Below are 8,208 nucleotides of genomic sequence, written 5' to 3'. Positions count from 1 at the left end.
AGCTGATCTGCATGAGGTTTCTCCACGTCGAATTCTTCAAGAGCGAATTGTATGCAACGAGTTATCCCTTCTTTAGGGTCTGTCAAGGTTCCATCCAGATCAAAAAGAATATTTTCAATCATTGTTGTCTGCTTTATTTGTCTTATCTGCCCATGAGTTTCCAATATGCTCCCTAACTCACGCCTTGAACCCGAATAAAAATTCGGCGCAAAATCTGTAGCATTAATTTTTTCCGAGCCCCTAAAGACCCCTTTTTCATAAACGACTCAAGGTCCGTGGTCTTCAAAAAGCTTGCCACCTGGCTTCTTCAGGATGACACAGTATCCTGGAGAATAAAAGGCCAATAAGAGGGCATCTCGGACCAGCCCCCGTGCCGCCCGTTTCTGGGTGGGCTTTTCGTTGTTCCCGTGATATAAATCTTTAAACCTCAACCCCACCTTAGCCCTCAAAGGAACGCCATGCAGCACTATGTTGCCAGACAGGACCGACTCCGGGTGGATGCCTCATCATGGCAGAACCCCCCATGGAATGCCGTCTCCAGCCAGAAACTGACCTGCCATATGGGAGAACGTCCCAGCCACTTCCCGGACACCCGGGTCAAGCTGGCCTATGACGACCAGGCCCTTTACCTGATGTTCCGGGTCCAGGACCGGTATATCCAGGCCCTGGCCCGGACCGATCAAGATCGCGTATACCAGGACAGCTGCGTCGAATTCTTCTTTACTCCGGGGCCGGACCCGGACCAGGGGTACTTCAACCTTGAGATGAACTGCGGGGGCACCATCCTGTTTCACTTCCAAACCCTGCCCAGGAAAGATCCCGTTGAAATCCCGGTATCAGACTGTGCCCGGATCCTTCGGGACGCCTCCCTGCCCAAGATTGTGAGCCCAGAGGTCCAGGATCCAGTACTCTGGTTTCTGAGTGCCAGAATCCCCTTTGACCTGCTTTCCTCGTACACGGCCGTAACTCACCCGGAACCGGGCAAGGCCTGGCGGGCCAACTTTTACAAATGTGCGGACAACACCTCCCACCCCCACTGGCTGACCTGGGCGCCGGTGGACCTGCCGGCCCCGGACTTTCACCATCCCCGGGCCTTTGGCGCCCTCTGCTTCCAATGAGGCCAGGAAAAAGCGTCCTCCCGACAGAGTGAAAGGATCTGCAAGACAAGGCAGATAAAGCAGGGCGACCCTGAATATTGGAATCGCAGGTTTTCAGGAACGAGGAATTGAAAACACCACAAACACTATAAAAATATCCCGGCAACAGATCCGGTCATACATGTGGCTAACGTGCCTGCAACGATGGAGCGAAAACCTAAAGATACGATTTCATCCCTTCTTTCCGGAACCATACCGCCCATGCCGCCGATCATGATACCCAGGCTGCCCGGATTTGCAAAACCGCACATGGCATATGAAATAATGATGCGGCTGCGTTCACTTATTTCGCCTGAAGGCATACGGGTCAAATCAAGGTATGCGATGAATTCGTTGAGAATTGTTTTGGTTCCCATCAAAGCCCCGGTGGCATGGACTTGGGACCATGGGATACCCATCACCCAGGTTGCAGGTGCCATGATCCAGCCTAAAATCCGCTGCAGGGTGAACGGCTGCCCATCCAACATCGGCATAAGTCCTAGTGCCATATTGATCAGGCTCACCATGGCGACAAGAACGATGATCATGGCCACAATATTGATCATAAGATCAATGCCGGACACCGTGCCCGTGGTCACGGCATCCATAACGCTTTTGTAAACCGTTGGCGTGGACAGTTGCCATTCTGTAACATCTTTGGTTTCAGGAATCATGATTTTTGAAATTAGAATTGCTGGTCAAACATATTGAACGTGTACGATATAAATTAACTGTGTTAAATTGGCATTTTCTCAACCCAAAAAGGTGTTTATAATGACAAAGAACACAACCATTTCCTTCACACCCATCGGTTTTGTCAGAACCAATGCAACAAAAACACCCCGGCACTGGTCCGTGTCACAGGAAAAAGGGGTATTGGAGATTCAGCCTGAATTTGTGCCTGGCTTGCGTGATATTGAAATCGGACAAAAGATTGTGGTGCTTTTCCATTTTCATAAAAGCCCGGCATTCAATTCAGGATACCTGTTCCAGACCCCGCCCCACCGGTCCTCTTCCAGAGGCGTGTTCAGCATCTGTTCGCCCATCCGTCCCAATGCCATCGGCATGAGTGTCGTTGAGGTGACAGATAAAGACCAAGAACGCATTGGGGTCAAACACATTGATATGATTGACGGCACACCAATTTTGGATATCAAGCCCCTGGTCACGGGAGAAGAGGATTGTCCAAGCGCACAATAAAAAAAGGAGTACCCATGTCCGACCCCGCCAAATTTCGTTTTTCCGTCGACCGCGGCGGCACCTTCACGGATATCTATGCCGAGGTTCCCGGAGAACCCGGGTTCAGGGTCATCAAGCTTTTATCCGAAGATTTCCGGAACTATCCTGACGCACCCCGTGAAGGAATCCGGCGCATCCTGGAAGAGGTGACCGGCAAGCCCGTACCCAAAGAACTGTTCGAATCCGACCGGATTGAATGGATTCGCATGGGGACCACCGTGGCCACCAACGCCCTGCTGGAACGAAAAGGCGCGCCCAGCGCCCTGGTGGTGACCCGGGGATTCGGTGATATTCTTCAAATCGGAAACCAGGACCGTCCCCGGATTTTTGACCTGGAGATCAAAAAACCCGAAATTCTGTACCGGGAGGTCATTGAAGCGGACGAGCGCCTGAGGATCTTGCGGGAGGAGGATGACGCCTCGGCAGTGGAAGGCAAAATCGTGAAGGGGATCACCGGTGACCGCCTGGCAGTGATTCGTCCCCTGGATACAGCGGCCATAAAATCCGATCTTAAGGCTGTCTATGATCGGGGCATCCGCAGTCTTGCCGTCGTGCTCATGCACGCCTATGCCTGGCCGGATCATGAACGAACCATCGGCCGCCTGGCCCAGGAGATCGGATTCACCCAGATCTCCCTCTCCTCCAAAGTCATGCCGCGGGTGAAGCTGGTGGCCAGGGGCGACACCACCATGGTGGACGCCTACCTCAACCCGCATATTCGCACCTACCTTGACAGCTTTAAACACGGGTTCAAGGACAAGCTTACCCATACAGGACTTCTTTTCATGCAGTCAGACGGCGGACTGGCCGGTGCCGACGGGTTCACCGGCAGCCGCGCCATCCTCTCCGGACCGGCCGGCGGGGTGGTAGGCTATGCCATGACCACCTTTGATTCTGAAAAAAAACAGCCCGTCATCGGCTTCGACATGGGCGGCACATCCACCGATGTCTCCCGGTTCGGGGGGGAATATGAGCTGGTCTTTGAATCGGAAACCGCCGGAGTGCGCATCCAGGCCCCCCAACTGCACATCAGGACCGTGGCCGCCGGCGGGGGCAGCCGCCTCTTCTTTGACAACGGCATGTTCCTGGTGGGTCCCGAATCTGCCGGGGCACACCCTGGGCCGGTCTGCTACCGAAAAGAGGGCTACCTGACGGTCACGGACGCCAATCTGGTGCTCGGCCGTATTCAACCTAAGCACTTTCCCCATATTTTCGGCCCCACCGAAGATCAGCCGCTGGACGTGGAAGCGGCCTGTACGGCCCTGGCCGGCCTGACAGAGGAAATCAACAGGTACTGCGCCGGTGCCGGGCTGCCGCCCATGACGGTGGAGGAGGCTGCCCTGGGGTTTATCCGGGTGGCCAACGAGGTGATGGTCAGGCCCATCCGTGAAATTTCGGTGATGCGGGGCTTCGATATCAAGGCGCACATTCTGGCCACCTTTGGGGGCGCCGGTCCCCAGCATGCCTGCGCCATTGCCCGGACCCTGGGAATATCCAAAATTTTTATCCACCGGTTTTCCGGCATTCTGTCCGCCTACGGCATGGGCATGGCCGATGTGGTCACGGAGCGCCAGCAGCCCTGCTCCGCTCTCTTATGCCCACAAGCGCTGAAAGAGGCTGAAGCGGTTTTTAAACAACTTGAAGAAGCGGCTCGCCGGGAACTTCAGGATCAGGGATTCTCCCCGGATGCCGTTGACACCACCCGGTTTCTTAACCTGCGATACCATGGGACAGACACGGCCATTATGATCTGCCGGCCTGAAGACAATGACTATACAAAAGCCTTCAGGGCCGTCTACCGCAGGGAGTTCGGATTCGATCTTTTTGGCAGGGAAATCCTCATCGACGATATCCGGATCCGCGCCCGGGGCAAGTCTGAGAATCTGCGCCGGATCAGCATCCCAAAGGCCCAGGGGGCACCGCCGGTGCTGGATACGACCCAGTGCTATTTTGAAGAGGGTCGGCAGAAAACCTTGATTTACGATCTGGAAAAACTTGCCGCCGGCCATTGTATCCCCGGCCCGGCCATTCTGATCCACCATACTTCCACCATTCTCATCGAACCCGACTGCACCGCAGAGATTACAAAAAACGGCGATGTGGAAATCAAGGTGGGCTCGGGCACGAGGGAGCAAATCGGCACAACGCTTGACCCGGTCCAACTTTCCATTTTCAGCAATCTCTTCATGTCCATTGCCGAACAAATGGGCCGGATGCTTCAAAAAACCGCCATCTCTACGAATATCAAGGAGCGCCTCGATTTTTCCTGCGCCCTGTTCGGGCCCGATGGTGAACTGGTGGCCAACGCGCCCCATCTGCCGGTCCATCTGGGGAGTATGAGCGACGCGGTAAAGGCGCAGATCCAGATGCAGGGAAGCGGTCTTACGCCCGGGGATGTATTGGTCTCCAATCATCCGGCTGCAGGGGGCAGCCACCTGCCCGACATTACGGTCATCACCCCCGTGTTCAAAAACGATCAGGTCATTTTCTGGGTGGCAGCCCGTGGGCATCACGCCGACATCGGCGGCATCTCTCCCGGCTCCATGCCCCCTAACTCCCGCCGCATTGAAGAGGAAGGGGCCTGCATCACCTCATTCAAGCTGGTGGAGAACGGCATTTTTCAGGAAGAAGGCCTTTCGAAACTGCTGCTGGCCCCCGGCAAACTGCCCCCGACACCGGGGCGTCCGGCCGTCTGGGGCACCCGCCTTCTGGCAGACAATATCTCCGATCTTAAGGCCCAGGTTGCCGCCAACCAGAAAGGGATTGAACTGGTGCTGGAGATGGTTGATCTCTACGGCATCGACGTAGTCCAGGCATATATGAAGCATGTTCAGGATGCGGCGGAAGAGGCCGTTCGCCAGAGGCTCATGGCGCTTTCCGCATCCAAGGGGATGGCCGAACGGGACACGATCCGCGCCAGTGACTATCTGGATGACGGCAGCCCCATTGCCCTATCCCTCACCATAGACCGAAAGGACGGCAGCGCACTATTTGATTTTCAAGGCACCGGACCTCAAATCTGGGGAAACTGCAATGCTCCCAAAGCCGTGACTAAATCGGCGATACTTTACTGCCTCAGATGCCTGATTGAAAAAGACCTGCCCTTAAACCACGGCTGCCTTATCCCCATCACCGTTAATATCCCCAAGGGCTCTCTGCTTGATCCCTCTGCCGAAGCGGCGGTGGTAGGCGGTAACGTGCTGACCTCCCAGCGGATCACCGACGTGGTCCTCAAGGCGTTTGGCGTGGCTGCCGCCTCCCAGGGCTGCATGAACAATTTTACCTTCGGCAATGACCGCTTCGGCTACTATGAAACCATAGCCGGCGGGGCCGGTGCCGGCCCGACCTGGCACGGGCAGACCGGGGTTCACACCCACATGACCAACACCCGAATCACTGATCCGGAGATCCTGGAGCGGCGATATCCCATAATTCTCAGGGAATTTTCCATCCGCCGGGGGTCCGGCGGCAGGGGGCGGTTCAACGGTGGGGACGGTTTAGTGCGTGAAGTGGAATTTTTAAAGCCCCTCAATGTCGCCATCCTTTCCGAACGCAGGGTTTTCGCCCCCTACGGGCTGGAAGGCGGCGAATCCGGCAGCAAAGGGGTGAACCTCTTCATCAGAAAAGACGGCACCTCAATCTGCATGGGTGCCAAGAACCAAATCATAGCGCAACCCGGCGAGCGTTTCCGTATCATGAGCCCCGGCGGAGGTGGATTCGGCACGCCAACAGTGAATGAAAAAAATACAAATTAATTTCTAAAATGTAATTAACTTTAAGACAAAAATGTTAATATATTTTTGTATTGCCTTTTTAAAGACGAGATTCTATAACTAAAAAATACCTGACTTTAGGTGTAAAAAAAACCACCACTTTGAAAAGGAGTAAACATGAAAAAGACAACACTGGAAAAAATCTTTGAATATGCATCGATGCCTGTCCACGGAACGTTATCGCGTAAGTTGAGAAACGACATCCACTGCCAGATAAACGATGGCAAGGAATATGTCGGTGCTACTTTCTTCCTCGGTGAAGAGTTCGTTCGCATTACGGAACAAAAAGATGGACAAATGATCAATACGTATTATGACTGGGAAACCATCGCATCCGTAAGAACCATTGCCAATAATACAAAATAAAGAGAGGATGTGTAACCTAATCTATATTTTACAAAAAGCCCGGCTACACAGATAACTGCAAATAGCCTGACCCAACAGGGCCAGGCTATAAAAAAACAATGAACAGGATTTCAGCTGTCATTCTCGGCTTTCAGGACAAAAATTCTTTTATCCTTGAGGCTGTCGATGACAAATGATGACTGGATGCTCTGGATGCCCTGTATCCGGGTCAGTTTATGATTCATGAATTCTGCATAGGCATTGATGTCCTTTGCAATGACCTTGAGGATAAAATCATGGGCACCGGCAATCTGATAGCATTCCACAACCTCCTCAAGCTCCGAAAACTTTTCCTTTATTAAAGACACTGAAGATAGCTTGCTCAAGCTCAGCGTAATACTGACAATGACCATGATAGGAAATCCAACCTTTTCCGGATCCACCACAGCCATGAAATGGGAGATTACACCCGTTGTTTCAAGGCGTTTCACTCGTTCCAGCGTAGCAGGCGCTGAAATTCCCACCATCCGGGACAGCTGGGCATTGGTAATTCTCCCGTTTTCCTGGAGAATATTCAGTATTTGCTTATCAATCCGGTCCAATTGCCTTGTTCCAATGCGTTGAGAATTTAGGACTGCAGGTAGTCTAAAAGAATGTCTCCCAATTCATCCAAGGCACCGACATAAAAGTGATCTGCATTGGAAATAACCGACATTTGTGGAGTAATCTTCCATTTAGACAAAAGATCCTCTATTAGATATACAGGCGCTAAATCATCATTTTCACCCGTTATAATCAGCCCTGTATTAGGCAACTGTTCCACCTGGTCAAAGCTTAACAATGCTGCCGGCGGCGAAACCATAATATGATCGCAGACATCAACACCGGCACTGACGACATGAGCATTGACCCATGAACCAAAAGAGTATCCGGCAAGAAAAAGCTGATCATATCCCTGGTCGGATAAAAAAGCCAAAGCGTTTCTGACATCATCTTGCTCGCCCCGGCCATTGTCAAATTCTCCGGAACTGCCACAGGTACCTCTGAAATTAAAACGCAGGGTAGCAATCCCCGCAGATTGAAAGCAAGCGGCCATCCGGCAGATCAAAGGCACATCCATGTTTCCGCCATAAAGGGGATGGGGATGGGCCAGCACCAAGGCTTTCCCTGTTTCCTGCCGGTTCAGATACCCCTCAAGACAGATATTGCCGTTACCGGTTATGGTGATGGATTCTTCCATCATCTCTTATTTTTCAGGGCGGCCCTGATAAATGCCTTGAAAAGAGGATGGGGAACCATGGGTTTGGACTTGAATTCCGGATGAAACTGGCAGCCCAGAAACCACGGATGATCTTTAAGTTCCACAATTTCCACCAGGTCGTGGTCCGGAGATGTCCCTGAAATGACAAGACCCGATTCCACCAGTTTGTCCTTGTATTCATTATTGAACTCAAAGCGGTGGCGATGCCGTTCGGAAATATTTTCAGTCTTGTAAGCATTCATGGCAAAGGTATCTTCAACCAGAAGGCAGGGATAAGCACCTAACCGCATGGTGCCTCCTTTATCCGAGGATTCATCCCGTTTCTCGACCTTGCCGGTCTGTTCATCCACCCACTCTTTCATCAGGTAAATCACCGGATAGGGCGTGTCAATGTCAAACTCCTCGCTGTTGGCATCCTCCAGGCCGGCAAGATTGCGTGCAATCTCAATCACGG

The 8,208-nt window shown here is 52.7% G+C and carries 8 protein-coding genes; 4 read left to right on the top strand and 4 right to left on the bottom strand.

Annotated features, from left to right (window positions below):
• The first annotated feature begins 458 nt into the window (after positions 1–458).
• Complete coding sequence (locus AB7U36_RS13770) at positions 459–1,118, top strand: carbohydrate-binding family 9-like protein (protein WP_428160322.1); 660 nt, start codon at positions 459–461, stop codon at positions 1,116–1,118.
• A gap of 125 nt (positions 1,119–1,243) precedes the next feature.
• Here AB7U36_RS13770 and AB7U36_RS13765 read toward each other — a convergent pair whose 3' ends face one another.
• Positions 1,244–1,822 carry a nucleoside transporter C-terminal domain-containing protein gene (locus AB7U36_RS13765; protein WP_428160323.1) on the bottom strand — a complete coding sequence of 193 codons (579 nt, stop codon included), beginning with the start codon at positions 1,820–1,822 and terminating at the stop codon, positions 1,244–1,246.
• Between the two features lie 88 nt (positions 1,823–1,910).
• On the opposite strand from AB7U36_RS13765, the gene tsaA reads away from it, so the two are divergent.
• The 3 genes from tsaA (at position 1,911) to AB7U36_RS13750 (ending at position 6,514) form a co-directional block, all read left to right on the top strand.
• On the top strand, positions 1,911–2,336 hold the full coding sequence (tsaA, locus tag AB7U36_RS13760) for a tRNA (N6-threonylcarbamoyladenosine(37)-N6)-methyltransferase TrmO (RefSeq protein WP_428160321.1): 426 nt from the start codon (positions 1,911–1,913) through the stop codon (positions 2,334–2,336).
• Positions 2,337–2,350: 14 nt separating this feature from the next.
• A complete protein-coding gene (locus tag AB7U36_RS13755) occupies positions 2,351–6,130 on the top strand; it encodes a hydantoinase B/oxoprolinase family protein (RefSeq protein WP_428160320.1) in 3,780 nt (1,259 codons plus the stop codon).
• Between the two features lie 135 nt (positions 6,131–6,265).
• Positions 6,266–6,514: a hypothetical protein gene (locus AB7U36_RS13750; RefSeq protein ID WP_286817621.1), complete on the top strand. Its 249-nt coding sequence runs from the start codon at positions 6,266–6,268 to the stop codon at positions 6,512–6,514.
• A gap of 110 nt (positions 6,515–6,624) precedes the next feature.
• On the opposite strand, the gene AB7U36_RS13745 is transcribed toward AB7U36_RS13750, so the two are convergent.
• The 3 genes from AB7U36_RS13745 to AB7U36_RS13735 form a co-directional block, all read right to left on the bottom strand.
• On the bottom strand, positions 6,625–7,095 hold the full coding sequence (locus tag AB7U36_RS13745; protein WP_287126392.1) for an Lrp/AsnC family transcriptional regulator: 471 nt from the start codon (positions 7,093–7,095) through the stop codon (positions 6,625–6,627).
• Positions 7,096–7,121: 26 nt separating this feature from the next.
• Positions 7,122–7,736 (bottom strand): alpha/beta hydrolase, encoded by a 615-nt coding sequence (locus tag AB7U36_RS13740; RefSeq protein ID WP_287038065.1) that lies wholly within the window; start codon positions 7,734–7,736, stop codon positions 7,122–7,124.
• Positions 7,733–8,208: glutamine amidotransferase-related protein (locus AB7U36_RS13735; RefSeq protein ID WP_428160319.1), on the bottom strand; the 476-nt coding region annotated here is incomplete at its 5' end. The genes AB7U36_RS13735 and AB7U36_RS13740, both read right to left, overlap by 4 nt.

This window comes from Desulfobacter sp., from assembly GCF_050177295.1.
This window is presented reverse-complemented; position numbering and strand designations above follow the sequence as displayed.

Excerpts from the sequence above, each read along its gene's own strand:
- AB7U36_RS13770 (WP_428160322.1), top strand. The coding sequence starts at position 459 with ATGCAGCACTATGTTGCCAGACAGGACCGACTCCGGGTGGATGCCTCA.
- tsaA (WP_428160321.1), top strand. The coding sequence starts at position 1,911 with ATGACAAAGAACACAACCATTTCCTTCACACCCATCGGTTTTGTCAGA.
- AB7U36_RS13755 (WP_428160320.1), top strand. The coding sequence starts at position 2,351 with ATGTCCGACCCCGCCAAATTTCGTTTTTCCGTCGACCGCGGCGGCACC.
- AB7U36_RS13750 (WP_286817621.1), top strand. The coding sequence starts at position 6,266 with ATGAAAAAGACAACACTGGAAAAAATCTTTGAATATGCATCGATGCCT.
- AB7U36_RS13740 (WP_287038065.1), bottom strand. The coding sequence starts at position 7,736 with ATGATGGAAGAATCCATCACCATAACCGGTAACGGCAATATCTGTCTT.